The organism is Pseudomonas sp. HMWF021 (genome assembly GCF_003061005.1).
GTDB lineage: Bacteria > Pseudomonadota > Gammaproteobacteria > Pseudomonadales > Pseudomonadaceae > Aquipseudomonas.
Genome location: NZ_QAIK01000121.1, coordinates 1 through 22,897 on the forward strand (window position 1 = coordinate 1; position 22,897 = coordinate 22,897).

Genomic DNA, 22,897 nt, shown 5'->3' on the forward strand with positions numbered 1-22,897 from the left:
TCAGGGATTTCTGCAGCCAGCGCGGGTGGGCGGTGCGCACCACCGGATCACGCTCAAGTTCGGCGAAAATCGTCTCGCTTTCACGCTGGGCGTTGCGCAGCACGGCGTTGAGCAAACCCTTGGCCCACGGCTTTTTCAGCTTGTCGGCGCAACCGACGGTTTCGCCGATGGCCGCGTGCGGCGGCACGCGGGTGTAGAGCAATTGATAGAGACCGACCAGCAGCAAGGCCTCGACATCGGCGTCGGCAGCCTTGAACGGTTTCTGCAGAAGCTTTTCCGCCAGCGCCGACAGCCGTGGCTGCCAGCGCGCGGTGCCAAACGCCAGATCCTGGGTGAAGCCGCGATCGCGGTCTTCGACCTTGTCCAGTTGCGTCGGCAGGGAGCTGTTCAGTGAAGCCTTGCCGCTGAGCACGGCGGCGAGTGCCTTGGCGGCGGCCAGACGCGGGTTCATTGCGCGTCCACCGCTGCACCCAACACAGTGCCGACGGCGAATTTCTCGCGGCGGCTGTTGAACAGGTCGCTGAAGCTCAGTGCCTTGCCGCCGGGCAATTGCAGACGGGTCAGGCACAGCGCCTGCTCACCGCAGGCGACGATCAGGCCGTCCTTGCTGGCGCCGAGGATTGCACCCGGTGCGCCTTTGCCGTCAGCCAGCGTCGCGGCCAGCACTTTCAGCGCTTCACCGTTGAGGGTGCTGTGGGTGATCGGCCATGGGTTGAAAGCACGGACGAGACGCTCCAGCTCAACCGCCGGACGGCTCCAGTCGAGGCGCGCTTCGTCCTTGTTCAGTTTGTGGGCGTAGGTGGCGAGTTCGTCGTTCTGCGCTTCGCCTTCGAGGGTTCCGGCGGCCAGGCCGGCAATCGCCTGCACCACGGCGGGCGGGCCCATTTCGGCGAGACGGTCGTGCAGCGTGCCGCCGGTGTCGTCGGCGCTGATCGAGGTCACGACCTTGAGCAGCATTGGCCCGGTGTCGAGGCCTGCCTCCATGCGCATCACGGTCACGCCGCTTTCGGCATCACCGTGTTCCACGGCGCGCTGGATCGGCGCCGCACCGCGCCAGCGTGGCAGCAGCGAGGCGTGGCTGTTGATACAGCCCAGACGCGGAATATCCAGCACCGCTTGCGGCAGGATCAGGCCGTAGGCGACCACCACCATCAAGTCAGGTTGCAGTGCGGCGAGTTCAGCCTGAGCGTCAGCGTTGCGCAGGGTCGGAGGCTGCAACACCTGGATATTATTTTCCAGGGCCAACTGTTTGACCGGGCTCGGCATCAGTTTTTGCCCGCGACCGGCCGGACGATCCGGTTGGGTGTAGACCGCAACGATCTCGTAAGGGCTGTTCAGCAGGGCCTTGAGGTGTTCGGCGGCGAACTCGGGGGTGCCGGCAAAAACGATGCGCAGTGGCTCAGTCATGAAGGAGTCTCACAAAAAGAAAAAGGCTTGCCGCAGCAAGCCTTTGAAGGGGGGCATCAAGCGTTCTGGCGGTGGAGCTTTTCCAGTTTCTTCTTGATCCGGTCGCGTTTGAGCGTGGACAGGTAATCGACGAACAACTTGCCGTTGAGGTGATCGCATTCGTGCTGGATGCACACCGCGAGCAGGCCTTCGGCGACCAGTTCGTAAGGCTGGCCGTCGCGGTCCAGCGCCTTGATCTTGACCTTCTGCGGGCGGTCGACGTTTTCGTAGAAACCCGGCACCGACAGGCAACCTTCCTGGTACTGATCCATCTCGTCGGTCAGCGATTCGAACTCGGGGTTGATGAACACCCGGGGTTCGGTGCGGTCTTCGGAAAGGTCCATCACGACGATACGTTTGTGCACGTTGACCTGAGTCGCGGCAAGGCCGATGCCCGGCGCTTCATACATTGTTTCAAACATGTCATCGACCAACTGACGCACTTCGTCGTCCACTACAGCCACAGGCTTGGCGATAGTACGCAGACGCGGGTCCGGGAATTCGAGGATGTTTAAAATGGCCATAGGCTGATTGCTGCACGTATTGAGTAAAGTCGGGTCGATGGCCTGGCAGGTCCGAAGATGCAGGCTACCGTTGTGAAGCGTAGCCAATGCAATTTGCACCAGCGAGCCACGGGGGCTCTGACGGTTCACGCGAACGCACATGATAAAGGGATTCGCTGCATGAGGAAAACACTACTCGCCCTGCTGCTTCTGGCTTCGGCCACGGCTGCGCAAGGGCAAGTGCAACTCAGGGATGGTTTTCCACAGCAATACACGGTGGTTTCAGGGGACACACTCTGGGACATTTCCGGCAAATACCTGCGCGAGCCCTGGCAATGGCCACAGCTGTGGCGGGCCAATCCGCAAATTGAAAACCCCAACCTGATCTATCCCGGCGACACGCTGACGCTCAGTTACGTCAACGGCCAGCCGCAGCTGACCCTCAACCGCGGCGAATCACGGGGCACCATCAAGCTGTCGCCACGCATCCGCACCAGCCCCGTGGCCGAGGCGATTCCGAGCATTCCGCTGAAATCGATCAACAGTTTCCTGCTGAGCAACCGCATCGTCGACAAGGTCGAGGACTTCGACAAGGCGCCGTACATCGTCGCCGGCGATGCCGAACGCGTGCTCAGCGGCACCGGCGACCGGATCTTCGCCCGTGGCCATTTCGACCCGAATCAGCCGGTGTACGGCATCTTCCGTCAGGGCAAGGTCTACACCGACCCGCAGACCAGGGAGTTCCTCGGGATCAACGCCGACGACATCGGTGGCGGTGAAATCGTCGCCACCGAAGGCGACGTCGCCACCCTCGCCCTGCAACGCACGACCCAGGAAGTACGCCTCGGCGATCGTTTGTTCAGCGGCGAAGAGCGTTCGATCAACTCGACCTTCATGCCCAGCGCACCGGCCAGCCCCATCAACGGCCTGATCATCGACGTGCCGCGCGGCGTCACGCAGATCGGCGCGATGGACGTGGTCACCCTGAACAAGGGCAAGCGCGACGGTCTGGCTGAAGGCAACGTGCTGGTGGTGATGAAGACCGGAGAAACCGTGCGCGACCGGATCACCGGGCAGCCACTGAAAATTCCTGACGAACGGGCCGGGTTGCTCATGGTGTTCCGCACCTACGACAAACTCAGTTACGGCCTCGTCCTCAATGCATCGCGCTCGCTGGCGGTGCTCGACAAGGTGCGAAATCCTTAGCAGGCTTAACAAGTTACCAACAGAGTTATCCACAGCTTGTCCCGAATGGTTCGGGACTTGTAACGATCAAGGATGATCCATGATGCTGTCTGCCTGTACGCCGGTTTCCCCTGCGGAACTGGACGCGCGTTTGCGCCTGCACCGCTTGCCGGAAATTGGCCCGAAACGTTTTGCCAAACTGCTCGAAGCCTTCGGCTCGGCGTCCAAAGCCATCAGTGCCCCGGCCAGTGCCTGGCGTGCGCTGGGCTTGCCGGCGGCATCTGCCGAGGCGCGGCGCAGCCCCGAAGTGCGCGATGGCGCCAGCCATGCGATGCGCTGGCTAGAGCATCCGCAGCAGTATTTGCTGATGTGGGATCAGCCGGATTACCCCGCGCTGCTGGCGCAGATTCCCGATCCGCCACCGCTGTTGTTCGTGGCCGGCGACCCGCTGATTCTGGAAAAACCGCAACTGGCGATGGTCGGCAGTCGCCGCGCTTCGCGCCCGGGGATGGACACCGCCGCGGCGTTTTCCCGCAGCCTCGCCGGGGCCGGTTTTGTTATCACCAGTGGTCTGGCGCTCGGTATTGATGCGGCCGCCCATCAAGCGGCGCTGGACGTCGGTGGGCAAACCGTCGGCGTACTCGGCACTGGCCTGGAAAATTTTTATCCACAGCGCAATCGGCGCTTGGCCGACGCCATGATCAACTCCGGCAGCGCGGTGCTTTCGGAGTTTCCACTGGACGCCGGGCCGACGGCCAGCAACTTCCCGCGGCGCAACCGGATCATCAGCGGTTTGTCCCTTGGTGTGCTGGTGGTCGAGGCGAGTGTCGCCAGCGGTTCGTTGATTACTGCAAGGCTGGCGGCGGAACAGGGGCGGGAGGTGTATGCGATTCCCGGTTCGATCCATCACCCCGGCGCCCGTGGTTGCCATCAGTTGATCCGGGACGGTGCGGTGCTGGTCGAAACCATCGAACACATCCTCGAAGCCCTGCGCGGCTGGCAGCATTTGCCGTTAGCCACAGACACGCCGGATACCGCGCATCCCTTGCTTGACCTGCTGCACGCCGCGCCGCACACCAGCGAGGCCTTGGTCGACAGCAGTGGCTGGGCGTTGCCCCGAGTTCTCGCGGCGCTCACCGAACTGGAAATGGACGGCCGCGCAGTGTGTGAAAACGGTCGCTGGCTGGCCAGGACACGCTAGGTTTTACAGGGAAGATCGGTAAACTGCGCAAAACCTGTTTGCGGAGAGTTTTTTCATGGTCAACAGTTGGCGTGTGCAACAAGCCGCACGAGAGATTCGCGCCGGGGCGGTGATTGCCTATCCAACCGAAGCCGTCTGGGGGCTGGGTTGCGACCCGTGGAACGAAGAGGCAGTGGATCGTCTGCTGGCGATCAAGAACCGTTCGGTGGACAAGGGGCTGATCCTGGTCGCCGACAATATTCGCCAGTTCGACTTCCTGTTCGAAGACTTCCCGCAAGAGTGGATCGACCGCATGGCCAGTACCTGGCCGGGGCCGAATACCTGGCTGGTGCCGCATCAGAACCTGTTGCCGGAGTGGGTCACGGGCGTGCACGACACCGTGGCGCTGCGGGTCAGCGATCATCCGCAGGTGCGTGATCTGTGCTCGATGGTCGGGCCGCTGATCTCGACCTCGGCCAACCCGCAGGGGCGGCCAGCAGCGCGCACGCGGTTGCGCGTCGAGCAGTATTTCCGTGGGCAGATCGATCTGGTGCTGGGAGGTCAGTTGGGCGGGCGCAAGAACCCGAGCCTGATTCGCGATCTGGCGTCTGGCAAGGTTGTGCGCCCGGCCTAGGACCGAGTCGCCTTATTCGCGAGCAAGCCCGCTCCCACAGGTTCGAGTACATCGAAGATCCCTGTGGGAGCGGGCTTGCTCGCGAATGGGCTGGTCAAGGCAACAGAATTGTCGAACCTGTCGTCCGGCGAGCCGACAACTCGGTCTGTGCCTTCGCCGCCTCGGCCAACGGATAGCGCTGGCTGATGTCCACTTTCAACTTGCCGCTGATGATCATCTCGAACAGCTCATCAGCCATGCGCTGCAGGTTCTCGGCGTTGTTGGCGTAAGTCGCCAGCGTTGGCCGGGTCACGTACAGCGAGCCCTTGGCCGAAAGAATTCCCAGATTGACTCCGTCCACTGCACCGGAGGCATTGCCGAAGCTCACCACCAGCCCGCGCGGCGCCGCGCTGTCGAGCGAGGTCAGCCAGGTGTCCTTGCCGACGCCGTCGTACACCACCGGGACTTTTTTGCCGCCGGTCAGCTCCAGCACCCGCTCTGCCACGTTTTCGTGGCTGTAGTCGATGGTTGCCCACGCGCCGTTGGCCTTGGCCAGCTCGGCTTTTTCCTTCGAACTGACCGTGCCGATCAGTTTCACGCCCAATGCCCTGGCCCATTGGCAGGCCAGCGAACCGACGCCCCCGGCGGCGGCGTGGAACAGAATGGTTTCGCCACCCTTGAGCTCATAGGTCTGGCGCAGCAGGTACTGCACGGTCAAACCCTTGAGCATCACCCCGGCAGCGGTTTCGAAGCTGATTTCATCCGGCAGCTTCACCAGATTGGCCTCGGGCAGGGTGTGCAATTCGCTGTAGGCGCCCAGCGGGCCGCTGCCATACGCCACGCGATCACCGACCTTGAATCGGGTGACGTCGCTGCCCACCGCGTCAACGATGCCGGCGCCTTCAGCGCCGAGGCCCGACGGTAGTGCTGGCGGTGCATACAGACCGCTGCGGAAATAGGTGTCGATGAAGTTCAGGCCGATCGCCTTGTTCGCCACCCGCACCTGATTCGGGCCGGGGGCGGCGGGTTGATAATCGACATACTCGAGCACTTCGGGACCGCCGTGGGCGCGGAACTGGATACGCTTTGCCATCTGCCTGCTCTACTTGGGTCGTTTGCGAGCCCCCTATCCAACTCCCCTGCTTGATCTTCGTCAACTGCGGCGCGCTTGCCTGCGGTGTTATGCTACGCGCCCATTTGCGCCGACCCCCGCCTGCGGGGCGCCCGCGTAGCTATGCCCTGATTCAAGGTGAAGCCATGACGACCCGCACCGACGCCGTAAAGGCCTATCTGCTCGACCTGCAAGACCGCATCTGCGCCGCACTGGAAAACGAAGACGGCGGCACGCGCTTCGTCGAAGACGCCTGGGCCCGGCCTGCCGGTGGTGGCGGTCGCACCCGGGTGATCGAAAACGGTACGGTGATCGAAAAGGGCGGCGTCAACTTTTCCCACGTGTTCGGCAGCGGTCTGCCGCCGTCGGCCAGCGCCCATCGTCCGGAACTGGCCGGGCGTGGCTTTGAAGCCCTCGGCGTGTCGCTGGTGATCCATCCGCACAACCCGCATGTGCCGACGTCCCACGCCAACGTGCGCTTTTTCATCGCCGAAAAGGAAGGTGAAGAGCCGGTCTGGTGGTTCGGCGGCGGCTTCGACCTGACCCCGTATTACGGCAACGAAGAAGACTGCATCCACTGGCACCGTGTCGCCGAGCAGGCCTGCGCGCCGTTCGGGCCGGACGTCTACCCACGCTACAAGGCCTGGTGCGACACCTACTTCCACATCAAGCATCGCCACGAGCCGCGCGGTATTGGCGGGCTGTTCTTCGATGACCTGAACGAGTGGGACTTCGACACCAGTTTCGCCTTCATGCGTGCCATTGGCGACGCCTACATCGACGCTTACCTGCCCATCGTTCAGCGCCGCAAGCACGATGCGTTCACCGCCAAGCAGCGCGAATTCCAGGAATTCCGCCGTGGCCGCTACGTCGAGTTCAATCTGGTCTACGACCGTGGCACGTTGTTTGGTCTGCAATCGGGCGGGCGTACCGAGTCGATCCTCATGTCGTTGCCGCCGCAAGTGCGCTGGGCCTATGACTTCAAGGCTGAACCCGGCAGCGAAGAAGCGCGCCTGACCGACTACTTCCTGCAAGACCGCGACTGGCTGGCTCAGGCCTGAGGACTGTTGATGGATCGTTATGTCGTTTTCGGTAACCCGATCGGCCACAGCAAGTCGCCGATGATTCACAAGCTGTTCGCCGAGCAGACCGGCCAGCGCCTCGACTACAGCACCTTGCTGGCGCCACTCGACGACTTTACTGGCTGCGCCACGGCGTTCTTCCAGGATGGTCGCGGCGCCAACGTCACGGTGCCGTTCAAGGAAGAGGCCTATCGCCTGGCGAACAGCCTGACCGCCCGGGCACAACGGGCCGGTGCGGTGAACACCTTGAGCAAACTGGCCGACGGCTCATTGCTCGGCGACAACACCGACGGCGCCGGGCTGGTGCGTGACCTGACGGTGAATGCCGGGTTCAGCCTGACCGGCAAACGCATTCTGCTGCTCGGGGCTGGTGGCGCAGTGCGTGGCGCGCTGGAGCCGTTGCTCGCGGAAAAACCGGCGTCGGTGATCATCGCCAACCGCACGGTGGACAAGGCTGAGCTGCTGGCCGAGTTGTTCTGTGATCTGGGGCCGGTATCGGCCAGCGGTTTCGACTGGCTGCAGGAGCCGGTGGACGTGATCATCAACGCCACCTCCGCCAGCCTCACCGGCGACGTGCCGCCGATAGCGCCGAGCCTGATCGAGCCAGGCCAGACCCTGTGCTACGACATGATGTACGGCAAGGAACCGACCGCGTTCTGCCGCTGGGCCAGTGAGCATGGCGCGGCGGTGTCGATGGATGGTCTGGGAATGTTGGCCGAGCAGGCGGCCGAGGCGTTTTTCCTGTGGCGTGGCGTGCGCCCGGACACGGCGCCGGTGCTGGCCGAATTGCGCCGCCAGTTGGCGGGTTGAAGGTCAAAAGATCGCAGCCTGCGGCAGCTCCTACATGGGGATGGCGTTCACCCTGTAGGAGCTGCCGCAGGCTGCGATCTTTTCAGTCCTCAAACCGGATCGGGCATTTCTCCGCCCCTTCCAGCTTCCTCAGTTCTTCCACCACCTGCGGTCGCGCCCGGCGCAGGGTCAGGCTGCGATCCTGACCCAGCAGGCGCCGCGCCTCCTGATGCAGCATCTCCACTCCCGAATAATCGATGAAGTTGATCTGCTGCGCCTCGATCACCACCCGCGCGCCATGCAGCCGTTGCAGGCGCACTTGCAGGTAATGGCTGGCGCCGAAGAAGATCGAGCCGCCGACCCGCAGCACATCGTCCTCGCCATCGCGCCAATGCTGCACCCGTGGTTGCGAGGTGCGCTTGAGATAAAAGAACAGCGACGCCAGCACCCCGGCGTAGATTGCCGTCTGCAATTCCAGCAGCAGCGTGGCAAGGCAGGTCAATGCCATGACCACGAACTCGGCGTGGCTGACCCGCAGCAACGAGCGGATCGCGCGATGATCCACCAGCCCCCAGGCGATCAACAGGATGCTCCCGGCCATGGCCGGAATCGGAATGTGCGAAATCAGCCCGGCGCCGAAAATCGCGAACAGCGCGACCCAGATCGCTGAAAACACCCCGGCCAGCGGTGAGCAGGCACCGGCCTCGTAACTCAGTCCCGAACGGGTGAACGAACCGGCGGACAACGAGCCGGAAAAGAACGCCCCGACGATGTTCGACAAACCCTGCGCACGGACTTCCTGATTGGCATCGAGCAACTGCTGGGAACGCGTGGCAATCGAACGGGCAATCGACAGGCTGGTGACCAGCCCGAGCATGCCCACCGCCACGGCACTCGGCAGCAGGCGCAGCACCAGATCCAGATCCAGCGGCAACCCGCTTAACGGTGGCAAGCGCCCGACAAAGGCGCTGACCCGATGTACGTGGCCGAACATCGACGGCCACAACCACACCAGCAGGCTGGCCAATACCAAGGTAATCAACAATGTCGGCCAGCGCGGCAGCAGTTGTTTGAGCACCACGCCCACCACCACTGTGGCTACGCCGAGCAGCAAAGAGGGGCTATCCACAGCTCTGAGGTGGTGCAGCAGATCCATCAGACTGGCCAGTGCCGTGGCTTTGGCCGGCAGATCCAGCCCCAGCAGATTGGGTAACTGGCCGATGGCAATCACCACCGCCGCACCGAGGGTGAAACCGAGCACCACCGAATGCGAGACGAAATTCACCAAAGCGCCGAAGCGCAGCAGGCCGAGCAGCCACTGAAAAATCCCCGCAAGAAAGCTCAGCAGCAGGATCAGCGTGATGTAGTCCTGTGACGCCGGCACAGCCAAGGGGCTGACGCTGGCATACAGCACAATCGAAATCGCCGCCGTCGGGCCGCAGATCAGATGCCAGGACGAACCCCACAGACAGGCGATCAGCACCGGGATGATCGCCGCATAGAGGCCATATTCCGGTGGCAGGCCGGCGATCAGCGCGTAGGCGATCGACTGCGGCAGCGCGAGAATGGCACCGCTCAGGCCAACGACCAGATCCCGGCCGACGCTGGCGCGGGTTTGCCGCGGTAGCCAGGTCAGGAAGGGGAAGAGTGAGTGGCGACTGGGCAGGGCCATGGGTCCTCGCGGTTGAGTTTTGCGAAAGAGTAACAGGGTAAAACTGGTGGGAGCGGGCTTGCTCGCGAATGCGCTGTATCAGCCAGCATTGATGGTGATGACCCACCTCATTCGCGAGCAAGCCCGCTCCCACAGGAGATAACGGTGATGCGATCTTTTTTCTGGGATCAGAGTTTGGCCTTCACCGCAGGCAAAGCATCCTTGCCATCCAGCGTCTTCACCCCATCCAGCCACTTGTCCAGCACCGCCGGATTGGCCTTGATCCACGCCTTCACCGCATCGGCATTGCTGACTTTCTTGTTCACCACCTCGGCCATGATGCTGTTCTCCATGTCCTGGGTGAACGCCAGGTTGGTCAGCAACATGCCCACATTCGGGCAGGCCTCGGCGTAGCCTTTGCGGGTCAGGGTGTAGACGCTGCCAGTGTCGCCGAAGTATTTCTCGCCGCCCTTGAGGTAATGCATCTTCAGCTGCACGTTCATCGGGTGCGGGGTCCAGCCGAGGAAGGTGACGAATTTCTGTTTCTTCACTGCCCGCGAGACTTCGGCGAGCATCGCCTGTTCGCTGGATTCGATCAGCTTCCACTGGCCGAGGTCGAAGTCGTTCTTCTTGATGATTTCCTGCAGCGAAATGTTCGCGGGCGCACCGGAACCGATGCCGTAAATCTTTTTCTCGAACTTGTCGGCGTATTTGTTCAGGTCGGCAAAGTTATGCACACCGGCGTCCCATACGTAGTCGGGCACCGCCAGGGTGAACTCGGTGCCGTCGAGATTCTTCGCCAGTTGCGTGACGTCACCGGTGGCGACGAACTTGTCGTAAAAACCCTGCTGCGCCGGCATCCAGTTACCAAGGAACACATCCACCTGACCGTCCTTCAAACCGCCGAAGGTGATCGGCACCGCGAGGGTGTCGACCTTGGCCTTGTAGCCCATGCCGTCCAGCAGAAACCCGGTGATGGCGTTGGTCGCGGCAATGTCGCTCCAGCCAGGATCAGCCATTTTCACCGTTTCGCAGCTTTGCTCGGCAAATGCCGAAGCGCTGCCCAGGGCCAGCAGGCCAATCGTCAGTGCTGTGGATAACTTGCGCATGGACTTCCCCTTACATTATTGGTTTTGGCAGGGTTGTGGATAACGGGCCTTGCGCTCCAGATCGTCGAGGTCGATGTGGTTGCGCATGTACTGCTGACTGGCATCCACCAGCGGCTGGTGATCCCAGCTCTTCAGCTTGCCGATGGTCAGGGCATCGGCGACAAAACGCCGGCGGCGCTGACTGCCGAGCACTTCGCGGTGAATCGCCGGGATGTCCCACTTGGCCCGGGCTTCGGTGAGAAAATCGTCGAACAGCTGGCGATGTTGCGGCGACTGGCTGAGTTCTTCGAGCTCACGCGGATCGTTATGCACATCGAAGAGTAGGCACGGGTCGCTTTCACTGTAGATAAATTTGTAGGCGCCGCGACGGATCATCATCAGCGGGCTAACCGTGCCTTCGGCCATGTATTCGCCGAACACTTCGTCATGACCGCCCTGCCCTTGCAGGTGTGATAACAGCGAACGGCCATCCAGCGGCAGACCCGGCTCCAGCGTGCCGCCGGCCAGTTCGACGAAGGTTGGCAACAGGTCGGCGGTGGACACTGCCGCGCTAACCCGGCCGGCAGCGAACTGCCCTGGCGCACTGATCAGCAGCGGCACCCGTGCGGCCATCTCGAACCAGTGCATTTTGTACCAGAGGCCCTTCTCTCCCAGCATGTCGCCGTGGTCGCCGGAGAATACGATGATGGTGTCATCGATCAGCCCGGTATCTTCGAGGGTTTGCAGGAGTTTGCCGACGTTGGCGTCGATATAGCTGCAAGCGCCGAAGTACGCCCGCCGTGCATCGCGGATCTTATCCACAGGCACTGGCTTGTCCCACAGGTCGTAGACCTTGAGCAGGCGTTGCGAATGTGGATCGAGGGAATGTTGATCCGGAGTGGTAGGCAACGGGATTTCGCCGTCGTCGTACAAATCCCAGAAGGCCTTGGGAATCGTGTACGGGTCGTGTGGGTGCGTCATCGACACGGTCAGGCAGAACGGCTGGTCGCCGTCCTCGCGAATGTGATCGAACAGGTATTGCTGGGCCTTGAACACCACCTCTTCATCGAAGTCGAGCTGGTTGGTGCGCACGCACGGCCCGGCCTGCAGCACCGAGGACATGTTGTGATACCAACTGGGACGCACATCCGGCTCGTCCCAGTTCACCGCCCAGCCGTAGTCGGCCGGGTAGATGTCGCTGGTCAGGCGTTCTTCATAACCGTGCAACTGATCCGGGCCGCAGAAATGCATCTTGCCCGACAGCGCGGTGCGGTAGCCGAGGCGGCGCAGGTAGTGGGCGTAGGTCGGAATGTCGGCGGGGAAATCGGCGGCGTTGTCGTAGGCGCCAATCTTGCTCGGCAACTGGCCGCTGACCAGAGTGAAACGCGACGGTGCGCACAGCGGACTGTTGCAGTAAGCGGCATCGAACACCACGCCTTGGGCGGCGAGGCGTGAAAGATTCGGCAGTTTGATCGGCGACGGGCCGTAAATTGGCAACATTGGCGCGGCCATTTGATCGGCCATGATGAAAAGAATGTTCTTGCGCTTCATGTGATCGCGGCATTCCATAGTGAATATTTATGCGACATTGCTGCGATCGAGCATGGAGTCCATGCCCTGTCCGGTAAAGCCCGCGCCGGACAATGACTAGGATAAGCACAGCTTATGTATGAGGCCCTCGGCAATCTGTCCCTCGACCTGTTGCGTGCCTTCGAAGCGGCGGCGCGTCATCGCAGCTTTACCGCCGCCGCTGTGGAGCTGGGCACCACGCAGCCAGCGATCAGCCAGCAGATCAAGCGTCTGGAAGAACAGCTTGGAGCACGGCTGTTTGACCGGATCTATCGCGGCATCGAACTGACTGAGGGCGGAGCGATCCTGTTCGAGCAGATTCAGCTCGGTTTGCAGCATATCGACGCAGGGTTGAGCGCGATCAGTACGCAACAGCAACATGAAGTATTGCAAGTCGCCACCGATTTCGCTTTCGCCGCCTACTGGCTGATGCCGCGCCTGCACCGCTTTCATGAAGCCAACCCGAACGTCGATGTCAGCCTGGTCACCAGCGAGCGCAACCACAACATGCTACGCACCGACATCGACGTGGCGGTGCTGTTTGGTGACGGCCGATTCAAACAGGGCGAGAGCCATTGGCTGTTCAGCGAAGAAGTGTTTCCAGTGTGCAGCCCGCAACTGCTCAAGGGCCGCACCCTGCCCTTGCCTGCTCAGGCGTTGCTGGAGTTTCCATTGCTGCACTTGCGCGGGGAAAACAGCAGCAACTGGTTTGACTGGAGCGGTCTGTTTCGCGAACTGGGCATCAACACGCCGCCGGCGCCGGGGCAATTGCGTTTCGACAATTACACGCTGCTGATTCAAGCGGCGATTGGCGGCCAGGGTGTGGCCATCGGCTGGCGGCACCTTGTGGATAACTTGCTGACCCAGGGCTTGCTCTGTCGGCCTGTCGCCGAGACCACGTTGTCGCGCCTGGGTTATTACGTGGTGTTGCCGCAACGCAAACGCCGGGGGGCGTTGATTCAACAGTTTGTCGACTGGCTGATGGCCGAGCAGGCGAGCAGTGCCGAGTCCCTCGCCGGAGTGGCATTGCCGTCGATTGCGGTGTGAACAGCAAAAGCAACTCCCTGTAGGAGCTGCCGCAGGCTGCGATCTTTTACGTACCCGACGTCGCCACAAAATTCACATGCTGCCCCACATGCAGGTTCAACCGCAGCTCATCGGCAATCCCCACCGCAACGCGGTTCAGCCGTTCCAGCGGCTCCGCCAGCCCCGGCTCGAGATTGCCGCCCACCTGACTGAAATGTTCGATGGTCAGCCCCGCCACGCCGTGCGGCGCATTCACCAGCGTCCACTGCAGCGGGCTGCTTTGCAGGGCTTCGCGGATTTCTTCGGCGGCGTGGCGTTGCAGCCCGTCGTCCAGTTCCAGCTCGTCGAGCACGGCAAAATTGCCCACCAGAAACAGCCGTGAAACGTTGGCTGCCTGCAGACCATCCACCAACGCATCGACGGCCAGCACCTGTTCCACCGGCCCCAGCACCACCGATCTTTCCACATGATCGCTGCTGAACGGCAGGCCCGGCGCATCCAGCAGGCAGATCACCGCCGAGCTGCCCGCTACGCTTTGCTTGACCCGCTCGGCGTCAAACAGATCGCCGCTTTTGGTGCGCAGGCCCGGACGTGGCGCGAGCACATTCAAATCGTCGAGAATCGCGATGACTTCGTGCTGGCGCCGCAGCAATTCAGCCATCAACGCACCGCCCAGGCTGGCCATGGCACCATAGAGCACCACTTTCACCGTCGGGGTTTCGGCATTTTTCATGGCTGAGCTCCTGTTCCTGTCATATGGCGTGTGACCTACAGGAAACGGCGAGGGTTCGAATTCGATTCAGAGGCTTGCAACATGCACACGATCAAGGGCTATCACGCCCATATCTATTACGACGCGAACACGATTGCTCAGGCCCGGACCTTGTGCGAACAGGCTAAGCAGTTGTTCCCGGTGCAGATGGGCCGGATGCACGAACGACCGGTCGGCCCGCACCCGGACTGGAGCTGCCAACTGGCGTTCGGCCCGGAGCTGATCGGCGAGGTGCTGCCGTGGCTGGCGCTCAATCGCAAGGGCCTGGTGGTGTTCCTCCACCCGGATACCGGCGATGACTTGCTCGATCACACCGAACATGCGATCTGGATGGGCGCGATGCGGCCGCTGGATCTGTCTATTTTTTAATCAAAGCGTTTCTTGCGGCTCGCCCGGCAGATGTTCGTCCAGATGCAACCAGAGCAACTGGCTGTCGGTCCAGATATGGCGCTCGGCCGGCGCCCGCTCCGGGTGATCCAGCGTGGCGATGGTCACATCGATGCTTTCGGGACTGAGTTGCGTCACCAACGCCAACTGCGCGCCACACCGCGGACAGAAATACCGCGCGCAACTGCCCGATGAGTCATAGCGCGAAGGCACCCCGGCCAGCCACTGAAAGCTGGCCGCCGGAATCGTGATCCACGTGGTAACGATCCCGCCGCTGACCTTGCGGCAGATCGAGCAGTGGCAGTGGGCGATGTCGTTCAATGGCCCGCTGAACTGATAGCGAATATGTCCGCAATGGCAGCCACCGCTGTGCACCTCTCCCATTTCCCGCCCTCCCGTGCCCGATTTTATTGACTCTAGCCGCATCCGACGGTCGGTTGGTCATTCGCCCGAAGCTTTCGTCAGCGAAAGCTGGCTGAAAGGTTGCCCGATTAGGATCGCCGCCACTACCGGCAACAGACCGGTTGGCCGATGCGTGTGATTGCTCGCACCACAGGCCCAATTAACAACAACAATGGTGATTCTGATGTCCTCTGTAGCCCGCCTTCTCGCTGAAACTCCGCCCGTACGTCTCGTGCTTCCCGTTCTGCGCTGATCCCTTCCGATCCGCTCACTCAATTAGCCGCGCTACGTCTGGAGTAATCCCATGCTGACTTTCCTTGGCTTCGCCATGGTCATCACGTTCATGTTCCTGATCATGACCAAGCGCCTGTCTGCGCTGATCGCCCTGATCATCATCCCGATACTGTTCGCCCTGTTCGGTGGTTTCGCGCCGAAGATCGGCCCGATGATGCTCGAAGGCATCACCAAGCTTGCGCCGACCGGCGTGATGCTGATGTTCGCCATTCTGTACTTCGCCCTGATGATCGACTCCGGCCTGTTCGACCCGGCCGTGCGCAAGATCCTCAAACTGGTCAAGGGCGACCCGTTGAAAGTTTCGGTCGGTACCGCCGTGCTGGCGCTCGTTGTCTCCCTCGATGGTGACGGCGCGACCACTTACATGATCTGCGTGGCCGCCATGCTGCCGCTGTACAGCCGCATCGGCATGAGCCCGCGGATCATGGCCGGTCTGATCATCCTCGCCGGTGGCGTGATGAACATGACCCCGTGGGGTGGCCCGACCGCCCGTGCCGCCAGTGCGCTGCATGTCGACCCGTCGGACATCTTCGTGCCGATGATCCCGGCGATGGCCGCCGGTGTAGTGGCGATCCTGATCATTGCCTACTTCTACGGCAAACGTGAACGTGCGCGTCTGGGCGAGCTGCACCTGATCGGCGACGAAATCGATCACAGCGAAATCAGCGTCTCGCAGTTCCCCGATGCCCGCCGTCCGAAGCTGATCTGGTTCAACGGCCTGCTGACCCTGGCGCTGATGTGCACGCTGATCGCCGGCCTGCTGCCGCTGCCGGTGCTGTTCATGGTGGCGTTCAGTATCGCGATGATCGTCAACTACCCGTGCCTGCAAATGCAGAAGGACCGCGTTGCGGCCCACGCCGGCAGCGTGCTGTCGGTGGTCAGTCTGATTTTCGCTGCGGGTATCTTCACCGGTATCCTGTCCGGAACCGGCATGGTCGACGCCATGTCGAAAAGTCTGCTGGCAGTGATTCCGGACTTCCTCGGCCCGTACCTGGCCGTGATCACGGCGCTGGTGAGCATGCCGTTCACCTTCTTCATGTCGAACGACGCGTTCTACTACGGCGTGTTGCCGGTGCTTTCCGAGGCGGCCAGCCATTACGGCATCACCGCGGTGGAAATGGCCCGTGCCTCGATCGTCGGTCAGCCCGTCCACTTGCTCAGCCCGCTGGTTCCATCGACTTACCTGCTGGTGGCGCTGGCCGGTATCGAATTCGGCGATCACCAGCGCTTCACCCTGAAGTGGGCAGTGCTGGTCTGCCTGTGCATACTGGTGGCCGCCTTGCTGCTGGGGACGTTCCCGCTGTTCAGCACGTTGTAACGGCATTAACTCACCATGACGCCAGCTGCTTGCTGGCGTCATGGTTTAACACTCGCTCAAAGGAATACACATGGATTGGCTGACCAACCCCGAAATCTGGGTTGCCTTCTTTACCCTGACCGCCCTGGAAATCGTTCTGGGCATCGATAACATCATCATGATTTCGATCCTGGTCAGCCGCATGCCCAAGCACATGCAGCAGCGCACGCGGATCTTCGGCCTGGGCCTGGCGATGATCACGCGGATCCTGTTGCTGCTGTCGATCACCTGGGTCATGCGCCTCACCGCCGACCTGTTCGTGGTGTTCGGCCAGGGCATTTCCGGTCGCGACCTGATCCTGTTCTTCGGTGGCCTGTTCCTGCTGTGGAAGAGCTCGCAGGAGATGTACCACGCACTCGAAGGCGAAGATGAAAGCGGCGACGAGCCTTCGGGCAAGGGCGGCAACTTCCTCTACACCATCATCCAGATCGCGATCATCGACATCGTGTTCTCGCTGGACTCGGTGATCACCGCCGTCGGCATGGTCTCCCATGTGCCGGTGATGGTCGCGGCGATTGTCGTCGCGGTACTGGTGATGATGGCGGCCTCGGGCAAGATCAGCGAGTTCATCGACAAGCACCCTTCGCTGAAGATGCTGGCGCTGTCGTTCCTGCTGGTGGTCGGCACCGTGCTGATCGCCGAAGCGTTCGATGTGCATGTGCCAAAAGGCTACGTCTACTTCGCCATGGCGTTCTCGCTGGCGGTGGAAGCGATCAACATCAAGATGCGCACTGCGATCGCCAGGAAGAAAAAACAGCAGGACCCGGTGAAGCTGCGCAAGGACGTGCCGGGGCAGTAACCTGCTGATCCGATAGCAATACAAAACCTGTGGGAGCTGGCTTGCCAGCGATAGCGTGGGGTCAGCGACATCATTGGTTGCTGACCTGACGCCATCGCTGGCAAGCCAGACTCCCACAGGTTTTTGTGTTTATGCGGGGGGAACGAGGTTATCGAGCACGCGGTTTACCGCCAGTTCGCCGAGCATGATCACTTGCTGGATGCCGAGCAGAGTGTTGCGCTGCGGCCCGTCGATGAACCCGGCCAGATCACTGGCCATGATGCTGGCCGAGGCAAGGGATTCGCAGGCATGCACCAACAGGGTTTCGTTATCGACCTTGGGGTCGATGAGGAAAATCGTGCTGGGCTTGCGGGCAGTTTCGCCAGGTTTGTCGTGGGCGCAATGGAGATAGAAATCGATCGCCCGGTCGGCCGCTTCTTTCATGCGTTGTGCTTCGATGGCGGGGTCATGCGGCGCCGGATCGGCGTCCGGGGGATTCGGTGTAACTTTGAACATATTGACTAGCTCCTCAAATGAAGCCGCCATCGTTCTCTACTAAAAGAATGGAGGCGGTTGTGCACAGGTTAGTAGACCGGGGAGCTAGCTTTACCGGCGCACCCGAGGGTGCCCTGCGCACAACCACCATCGAGTGCAGGAAAGCGAAACCTGACTGAACGGTACTTGCGCACAACACTAGCAACCCGGGCTACTAATCCCGACCACTGATGAGCAGTGGCAAGCAAACGATAGAGACCGGCCCCAAGGCGCACAAGCCGGCGGATTCTGGCGTAGCCGTAGGCAACGGCGCAAGGTTTTGTAGCCTCACGGAAGTAACACGACGTGTGTTTAAACACATCCGCCCAATCCGCGTTTAACCCCTTTCAAAACATCACCCCAAACCCTGTGGGAGCTGGCTTGCCAGCGATAGCGGCGTGTCAGGCAACATCATGCTGGAAGTGCCGCCGTCATCGCTGGCAAGCCAGCTCCCACAGGGAGTTGTGGTGTTGTACAAGGTATGAAATGAACCTGTTTTCATGACACTTTTGTTTCAATCCGCACTTTAGCTGTGCAATGCTGGCGCCCAGTCCGTTAGCCGACTACAGCTTAAGTACAAGACGTAGAAACCGCGCGGTGCCGTCCACTTGCCCCTCTGGGGCGCTGCTACTACAGGGGGTCTGCATGCTCACCCTGCTCAATCTGCTTTCTGCCGTGGCCCTGCTGATCTGGGGCACGCACATCGTCCGAACCGGCATCCTGCGGGTGTACGGCACCAATCTGCGCCATGTGATCGGCCAGAACATGTCCAGACGCTGGCTCGCGTTCGTCGCCGGCATCGTCGTCACCGCGATGGTGCAGAGCAGCAACGCCACGGCCATGCTCGTCACTTCCTTCGTCGGCCAGGGCCTGATGGCGCTGACCCCGGCGCTGGCGACCATGCTTGGCGCCGACGTCGGTACCGCGCTGATGGCGCGGGTGCTGACCTTTGACCTGTCGTGGCTGTCGCCGCTGCTGATTTTTCTCGGGGTGATTTTCTTTCTGTCGCGCAAACAGACGCGTCTCGGGCAGATGGGCCGGGTCAGCATCGGTCTGGGGCTGATCATTCTTGCGCTGCAACTGATCGTTGAAGCCGCCGCACCGATCACCCACGCCCAAGGGGTGAAGGTGATCTTCGCTTCGCTGACCGGCGACATCCTTCTCGACGCCCTGGTTGGTGCGTTGTTCGCGATGATTTCCTACTCCAGCCTCGCCGCCGTGCTCCTGACCGCAACGCTGGCCGGTGCCAGCGTGATCAGCCTGCCGGTGGCGATCGGTCTGGTGATCGGCGCCAACATCGGCAGTGGCGTACTGGCGTTCATGAGCACCAGCATGCAGAACGCGGCGGGCCGGCAAGTGGCGCTAGGCAGCCTGTTGTACAAACTGATCGGTCTGCTGCTGATCATCCCGGTGCTCGATCCGCTGGTGCACTGGATGGACGGTCTGGATTTCAGCCCACAGGAAATGGTCATCGGCTTCCACCTGCTCTACAACACCGCGCGCTGCCTGATTCTGCTGCCCAGCGTCTCGCCGATGGCACGCCTCTGTGCCTGGCTGCTGCCGGAGCGCCCGGAGGTCAACGGCACCGCCAAGCCGCGGCATCTCGATGCGACGGCGCTGGTCACCCCGAGCCTGGCGCTGGCCAACGCCGCCCGCGAGACCCTGCGCATGGGCGATCTGATCGACAACATGCTCGACGCGATGCTCGATGTGCTGCGCGGCAAGCAGACCGCCATCACCCAGGAAATGCGCCGACTGACCGATGACGTCGAAGCGCTGTACAGCGCGATAAAGCTGTACCTGGCGCAAATGCCCCGCGAGGATCTCGGCGAGCAGGACAGTCGGCGCTGGGCGGAGACCATCGAACTGGCGATCAACCTGAAACTGGCCAGCGACCTGATCGAACGCATGCTGCGCAAGGTGCAGCAGCAGAAGACCTCGCAACGGCGCTCGTTCTCCGAGGACGGCCTGGAGGAACTGGCCGGGTTGCATCAGCAACTGATCGCCAACCTGCGCCTGGGCCTGTCGGTGTTTCTCAGCGGCGACAAGGAAAGCGCCCGTCAGCTGTTGCGCGAGAAACGTCGCTTCCGCGCACAGGAACGGCGTCTGGCCCATGCCCATGTCAGCCGTTTGCAACGCAAGATCGTGCAGAGTCTGGAAACCAGTTCGCTGCACCTGGAGCTGATTGCCGATATGAAACGCTTGAATTCGCTGTTCTGCAGCAGTGCTTATGTGGTGCTGGAAACGGCGGATACCGGGGCGCTGGAAGCGGACGATATGGTAGACATTACGCATTCGCCTTGAACGTCTGGGGCTGAGGTCAGTCAGTAACATTGATTCAGCCTTCAGGGCGCTATCGCGAGCAGGCTCACTCCTACAGGAGAAACGCGTTTCAAATGTAGGAGTGAGCCTGCTCGCGATGAGGGCCTGACTGACGACACGGATCTCCAAATCAGCCGTATGGAAGCCTGTTATGCGTTGCCTGTTGTTCGCCTGTCTGTTGCTCGGTTCCCTGCCCGCCTTTGCTGTTGATCGCTTTCAGGTCGAAGGCTATGCGCTGCCCAACGGTTTGCAGCTGTTGCTCAAGCCCGGCACCGAGCGCGGGCATGTGGCGATTCGTCTGGTGGTGGGCGTCGGCCTCGACGATTTCGATTGCGATGAAAAAGAGCTGCCGCACTTGCTCGAGCACTTGCTGTTCAGTGGCGTCGATGCCACCGGCGAAGGCGGTCTCGAGGAGCGCATGCAGGCGTTGGGCGGTGAGTGGAACGCGTTCACCAGCAACGCCGACACCACGTTCGTCATCGAAGCCCCGGCGAAGAACCAGCGCAAGGTCCTCGACCTGCTGCTGGGGCTGCTGACCCAGACCCGCATCGACGACAACGCGATCAACGCCGCCAAACGCGTGGTCGAGCGCGAGGACGGCGGCCACTATACACGCCTGCAGCGCTTTCTCGACCGTCAGGACCTGGGCCACACCGCGAGCAATCAACTGGCGGTGGAGCTGGGCCTGAAATGCCCGCAACGCGCCGAGGTCGGCCATCTGACCCAGGCGCAACTGGAGAAGGTGCGCAAGACCTGGTACGCGCCGAACAACATGACCCTGATCGTCGTCGGCGAGCTCGACAAACTGCTGCCGGCCTATCTGGAACGCACCTGGGGCGCGCTCGAAGCGGTGGACCCGGCCGAGCACCGTGAGCTGCCGGACATCCGCACCAGCGCCGCCCACGAGCGCACGCTCACCCGTGGCTTCATCGGCGACAGCGCCAAGCTGCACTGGCTGGTGCCGGAGCCGATGCTCGACGATCAGTACGACGAGACCTTCGACATCCTCAAGGACTACCTCGACTGGGCGCTGTACCGGCAGATCCGCCTGAACCACGGCTTGTCCTACGGGCCGTGGGCCGAGCGTGAAGTGTTTGGCGGGGTGGGTTTCATGAGCCTCAACGCCGACGTCGATCGCGATGACGTCGACGAAGCCAGACAGGTGCTGGAAGACCTCAAGGCCGACCTGCTGAAAAACGGCCTCGATCCCGACACGTTCGCCCGGATCAAACAGGCGGCCATCGCCCACCAGGCCTGGGCGGTACAGGGCAACAGTGCCATGGCGGATTACTACTGGAGCGCGCTCGGCGATTACGAGGACGGACGCTTTGCCAACCCGGCCCGGGAGCTGCAAGGCGTGACGCTGGAAACGGCGAACAAGGCCATGCGCGAGTTGCTGTTGCAGCCGGGGTATCTGCGGATCGAAAAGCCGTTGCTCAGTGATGATGAGGTGTTGTGGCTGATTGCCGGTGGGTTGGGTGTCGTGCTGTTCATCCTGGTGGGTTGGCGCTTGCACCGCCGTAAGCCAGTCAAACACTGAACCTGTGGGAGCGGGCTTGCTCGCGAAGGGGCCGTGTCAGTCGACATCATTGCTGAATGACACACCGCCTTCGCGAGCAAGCCCGCTCCCACAGGGATCTGTGGTGATTTTGCTGACCGGGAGCCTCGCCACGTCGCCCGGCGGGCGGTACTCTGTCGAGGTTTTTTCCCACTCAGTCGTGAACCGCCCACATGCCGAAAATACCCCAGCTGATCCAGCGCATTCTCGAACTGATGAAGCGCTACCCCGGGGTCATTGCGCTCGGCGGTTTCATCTCCGGGGTCGGCAGTTTCATTCTGGTCGATCGTCAGCAAGGGCTGGCGAGCTGGATCACCATCATCATGTTGCTCAGCTGGATCTGGCTGATGCTGGAAAACACCCTGACCGGGCTGTTCACGCGCATCTTCAAACGGGAAATTCCCCAGCCGCTGCTGCGCTACGCGACGCAGATGATCCACCAGGAAAGCCTGTTTTTCGTCCTGCCGTTCTTCTTCATCACCACCACCTGGAACAGCGGCCAGCTGATTTTCACCGGCCTGCTGTGCATCGCCGCACTGATCTCGATTGTCGACCCGCTCTACTACAAATGGCTGGCGCCACGGCGCTGGGCGTTTCTTGCGCTGCACACCCTGACCCTGTTCGCCGCCCTGCTCACCGCGCTGCCGGTGATCATGCACCTGACCACCGCGCAGAGTTTCAAATGGGCGCTGGGCACGGCGGTGGTGTTGTCGTTCCCGAGCCTGGCGTCGATCTTCCCGATCCGCACCGTGCGCAACGCGCTGGCCATTCTGTGCATCACCTTCGGCATCGGCGCGGTGGGCTGGACCCTGCGCTCATGGGTGCCGCCGGCGACGTTGTGGATGACCGACGTGGCGATCAGCACCCAGTTGCAGGATCGCACCCCGGGCGACAGCCTCGAACAGGTCAGCGCCGAGCAGATCCGCAACGGCGGCCTCTACGCTTACACCGCGATCAACGCGCCGCGCGGGCTGGATGAGCGGATCTACCATGTTTGGCAGTTCGACGGCAAAGAGGTCGATCGCATTGCCCTCGATATCCACGGCGGGCGCAAGGAAGGCTACCGGGCCTGGACGCACAAGCAGAACTTCCCCGGCAACCCGGCGGGCAAGTGGCAGGTGCGGGTGCTGACCGAAGACGGTCAGGTGATCGGCGTGCTGCGTTTCGAAGTGACGGACAGCACAGCGATCAAAGAAAAGTAATCCGGTTCGTGCTATTACGTATGCCAGCGTCATCAGCCGAACAAGCAC

Annotated in this window: 22 protein-coding genes; 12 read left to right on the top strand and 10 right to left on the bottom strand. The window is 61.8% G+C overall.

The genetic code is table 11. The features are described 5' to 3' along the window. From DBR18_RS16355 to def, 3 genes are all read right to left on the bottom strand, one after another. Positions 1-451: transcription antitermination factor NusB (locus DBR18_RS16355; RefSeq protein ID WP_305891538.1), on the bottom strand; the 451-nt coding region annotated here is incomplete at its 3' end. After that, complete coding sequence (gene fmt / locus DBR18_RS16360) at positions 448-1,407, bottom strand: methionyl-tRNA formyltransferase (RefSeq protein WP_108591099.1); 960 nt, start codon at positions 1,405-1,407, stop codon at positions 448-450. The genes fmt and DBR18_RS16355, both read right to left, overlap by 4 nt. A gap of 56 nt (positions 1,408-1,463) precedes the next feature. Beyond that, on the bottom strand, positions 1,464-1,970 hold the full coding sequence (gene def / locus DBR18_RS16365) for a peptide deformylase (RefSeq protein WP_045122164.1): 507 nt from the start codon (positions 1,968-1,970) through the stop codon (positions 1,464-1,466). Positions 1,971-2,129: 159 nt separating this feature from the next. On the opposite strand from def, the gene DBR18_RS16370 reads away from it, so the two are divergent. From DBR18_RS16370 to DBR18_RS16380, 3 genes are all read left to right on the top strand, one after another. Next, positions 2,130-3,155, top strand: coding sequence for a LysM peptidoglycan-binding domain-containing protein (locus DBR18_RS16370; RefSeq protein ID WP_108591100.1), 1,026 nt, complete (start codon positions 2,130-2,132; stop codon positions 3,153-3,155). 79 nt (positions 3,156-3,234) lie between these two features. Continuing rightward, the gene (dprA, locus tag DBR18_RS16375) at positions 3,235-4,335 is read left to right on the top strand and encodes a DNA-processing protein DprA (RefSeq protein ID WP_108591101.1); all 1,101 of its coding nucleotides are present in this window, start codon (positions 3,235-3,237) and stop codon (positions 4,333-4,335) included. Between the two features lie 55 nt (positions 4,336-4,390). Continuing rightward, positions 4,391-4,948, top strand: a complete 558-nt coding sequence (locus tag DBR18_RS16380; RefSeq protein WP_108591102.1) for an L-threonylcarbamoyladenylate synthase — start codon at positions 4,391-4,393, stop codon at positions 4,946-4,948. Positions 4,949-5,042: 94 nt separating this feature from the next. On the opposite strand, the gene DBR18_RS16385 is transcribed toward DBR18_RS16380, so the two are convergent. Then, positions 5,043-6,020: an NADPH:quinone reductase gene (locus DBR18_RS16385; protein WP_108591103.1), complete on the bottom strand. Its 978-nt coding sequence runs from the start codon at positions 6,018-6,020 to the stop codon at positions 5,043-5,045. Between the two features lie 164 nt (positions 6,021-6,184). Here DBR18_RS16385 and hemF point away from each other — a divergent pair, with 164 nt between their 5' ends. Both hemF and aroE read left to right on the top strand, forming a co-directional pair. Next, positions 6,185-7,099: an oxygen-dependent coproporphyrinogen oxidase gene (gene hemF, locus DBR18_RS16390; RefSeq protein ID WP_108591104.1), complete on the top strand. Its 915-nt coding sequence runs from the start codon at positions 6,185-6,187 to the stop codon at positions 7,097-7,099. 9 nt (positions 7,100-7,108) lie between these two features. Continuing rightward, the gene (gene aroE / locus DBR18_RS16395) at positions 7,109-7,930 is read left to right on the top strand and encodes a shikimate dehydrogenase (RefSeq protein WP_108591105.1); all 822 of its coding nucleotides are present in this window, start codon (positions 7,109-7,111) and stop codon (positions 7,928-7,930) included. Positions 7,931-8,012: 82 nt separating this feature from the next. On the opposite strand, the gene DBR18_RS16400 is transcribed toward aroE, so the two are convergent. The 3 genes from DBR18_RS16400 to betC all read right to left on the bottom strand — a co-directional run bounded on the left by DBR18_RS16400 (position 8,013) and on the right by betC (position 12,199). Further along, entirely contained in the window at positions 8,013-9,581 is a 1,569-nt protein-coding gene (locus DBR18_RS16400; RefSeq protein WP_108591106.1) for a SulP family inorganic anion transporter, read from the bottom strand. A gap of 167 nt (positions 9,582-9,748) precedes the next feature. Next, positions 9,749-10,669, bottom strand: a complete 921-nt coding sequence (gene choX / locus DBR18_RS16405) for a choline ABC transporter substrate-binding protein (protein ID WP_108591107.1) — start codon at positions 10,667-10,669, stop codon at positions 9,749-9,751. A 15-nt stretch (positions 10,670-10,684) separates the two neighbouring features. After that, positions 10,685-12,199 (bottom strand): choline-sulfatase, encoded by a 1,515-nt coding sequence (gene betC / locus DBR18_RS16410; protein ID WP_108591108.1) that lies wholly within the window; start codon positions 12,197-12,199, stop codon positions 10,685-10,687. Positions 12,200-12,313: 114 nt separating this feature from the next. On the opposite strand from betC, the gene DBR18_RS16415 reads away from it, so the two are divergent. After that, positions 12,314-13,264, top strand: coding sequence for a LysR family transcriptional regulator (locus DBR18_RS16415; RefSeq protein ID WP_108591109.1), 951 nt, complete (start codon positions 12,314-12,316; stop codon positions 13,262-13,264). Between the two features lie 46 nt (positions 13,265-13,310). Here DBR18_RS16415 and DBR18_RS16420 read toward each other — a convergent pair whose 3' ends face one another. Then, positions 13,311-13,976, bottom strand: a complete 666-nt coding sequence (locus tag DBR18_RS16420; protein ID WP_108591110.1) for an NAD(P)-dependent oxidoreductase — start codon at positions 13,974-13,976, stop codon at positions 13,311-13,313. A gap of 81 nt (positions 13,977-14,057) precedes the next feature. Between DBR18_RS16420 and DBR18_RS16425 the strand changes: the two genes are divergently transcribed. Next, positions 14,058-14,384: a DOPA 4,5-dioxygenase family protein gene (locus tag DBR18_RS16425; RefSeq protein ID WP_108591111.1), complete on the top strand. Its 327-nt coding sequence runs from the start codon at positions 14,058-14,060 to the stop codon at positions 14,382-14,384. On the opposite strand, the gene DBR18_RS16430 is transcribed toward DBR18_RS16425, so the two are convergent. After that, positions 14,385-14,786, bottom strand: coding sequence for a GFA family protein (locus DBR18_RS16430; protein WP_108591112.1), 402 nt, complete (start codon positions 14,784-14,786; stop codon positions 14,385-14,387). It abuts the gene before it with no gap. Positions 14,787-15,108: 322 nt separating this feature from the next. Between DBR18_RS16430 and DBR18_RS16435 the strand changes: the two genes are divergently transcribed. Both DBR18_RS16435 and DBR18_RS16440 read left to right on the top strand, forming a co-directional pair. Continuing rightward, complete coding sequence (locus DBR18_RS16435) at positions 15,109-16,416, top strand: CitMHS family transporter (protein ID WP_007954069.1); 1,308 nt, start codon at positions 15,109-15,111, stop codon at positions 16,414-16,416. 70 nt (positions 16,417-16,486) lie between these two features. After that, positions 16,487-17,254: a TerC family protein gene (locus DBR18_RS16440; protein ID WP_047297439.1), complete on the top strand. Its 768-nt coding sequence runs from the start codon at positions 16,487-16,489 to the stop codon at positions 17,252-17,254. A 129-nt stretch (positions 17,255-17,383) separates the two neighbouring features. Here the strand turns inward: DBR18_RS16440 and DBR18_RS16445 are convergent, their stop codons facing one another. Then, positions 17,384-17,749: a DUF6124 family protein gene (locus DBR18_RS16445; RefSeq protein ID WP_108591113.1), complete on the bottom strand. Its 366-nt coding sequence runs from the start codon at positions 17,747-17,749 to the stop codon at positions 17,384-17,386. A 663-nt stretch (positions 17,750-18,412) separates the two neighbouring features. Between DBR18_RS16445 and DBR18_RS16450 the strand changes: the two genes are divergently transcribed. The 3 genes from DBR18_RS16450 (at position 18,413) to DBR18_RS16465 (ending at position 22,849) form a co-directional block, all read left to right on the top strand. Next, positions 18,413-20,071, top strand: coding sequence for a Na/Pi cotransporter family protein (locus DBR18_RS16450; RefSeq protein ID WP_108591114.1), 1,659 nt, complete (start codon positions 18,413-18,415; stop codon positions 20,069-20,071). 169 nt (positions 20,072-20,240) lie between these two features. Then, positions 20,241-21,629: a pitrilysin family protein gene (locus DBR18_RS16455; RefSeq protein WP_108591115.1), complete on the top strand. Its 1,389-nt coding sequence runs from the start codon at positions 20,241-20,243 to the stop codon at positions 21,627-21,629. Positions 21,630-21,820: 191 nt separating this feature from the next. Then, entirely contained in the window at positions 21,821-22,849 is a 1,029-nt protein-coding gene (locus DBR18_RS16465) for a DUF5924 family protein (RefSeq protein WP_108591116.1), read from the top strand. The last annotated feature ends 48 nt before the right edge of the window (positions 22,850-22,897 follow it).